Origin of the sequence: Nocardiopsis sp. TNDT3, assembly GCF_003427465.1 — a bacterium.
In the GTDB taxonomy this organism is placed as follows: domain Bacteria; phylum Actinomycetota; class Actinomycetes; order Streptosporangiales; family Streptosporangiaceae; genus Nocardiopsis; species Nocardiopsis dassonvillei.
Window position 1 is genome coordinate 1 of record NZ_QPFC01001438.1, and the last position, 1,160, is coordinate 1,160.

Consider the following 1,160-nt stretch of genomic DNA (forward strand, 5'->3'; position numbering starts at 1 on the left):
CGAACCCGGGACGCACCCGCGCGTTCTCGGGCTTCTTGGGGTTGGGCTGCGGGCTCAGGTCCACTCTGTCGCCGTCGCGCGTCGCCTGATCCAGCACCAGCCCCTCCTGCTGGGCGTCGCGGGAGTGCACGTAGCCCGCGAGCAGGTTCTGGACGGGGGCGGTCCACCCGTGGAACAGGGTCTTCCAGTTCAGGGGCGGGCCGATGGTCCAGTTCTTCGTGAACTCGATCGCCTGGGTGAGGCGGCCGGAGGCGCGGAAGGCGTACACCCTGGTGTTGTCCGGGATGAACAGCACCGACGACGTGAACGAGGTCGACTGGGTGTGCGAGGTGCCGCGGGAGAAGAACGTGCGGGAGAGGGAGGTCCCGAACACCGGGATCGGTCTGACGGCCTCGTTGGGCAGGGAGTCGTCGGAGGGGTGCGGGTTCGGGTTGCGGGTCCCGCTCCCCCCGAACCTGAGGCCGAGGCCGCCGGTCAGGGAGGAGGTGGTGGACAGGGTCACCTCGCTGCCGCCGTTCCACCGCATCTGGGCGCCGACGGGCCGGAAGTCGGTGACGGTGTCGATGTCGACCCTGGTGGCGACGGTGGCGCGGACGTCGTGCGGTGACCAGAGGCCGCCGCTCATCTCCTGGCGGATGCGGGAGCCCGACGGCGTGGTCACGCTCCTGCTCGCGGCCAGTTCCTCCGCCGACAGGTGGTTCTCGAACTGCCGGCCGCCCCCGGAGGAGTCGGAGAGGAACGACTCCAGCTTGCGCCGGTATCCGTCGTGGAGGCCGCTGCGCGTGTCGGAGAAGGTCCGGTAGGTCTCCTCCAGCAGCCCGCGCATGCCCCGGCTCCCGGCGTCGAAGTGGGTGTTCACGCGCTCGAAGGTGCCGCCGATGCGGCGGATCGCCTGGGCGCGGGCCTGGTCCAGGGTCAGTGGGCCCTGCTGGGGACGGTTGGACGGGACGTCGTCCCCGTCCCGGTCGCCTCCCGTCCGGGTGTCCTCCGGCGTCGTCCCGGTGCTGGTGTTCGTGGTGTTGCCGGGGGAAGCCGGTGTGGTCAGGGCGGCGGACCGGTCGGTGCCGGTGGTGTTCGCGGTGCCGCCGGGAGGAGGCGGTGAGGTGAGGGCGGCGGGCTGGTCGGTGCCCGTGACCGTGGTGGTGCCCGCGGGAGGCGCG

General features: G+C 72.0%; 1 pseudogene. It reads right to left on the minus strand.

The features are described 5' to 3' along the window. A pseudogene (locus tag DQW06_RS28640) lies at positions 1-1,160 on the minus strand (hypothetical protein); the annotation flags it as partial.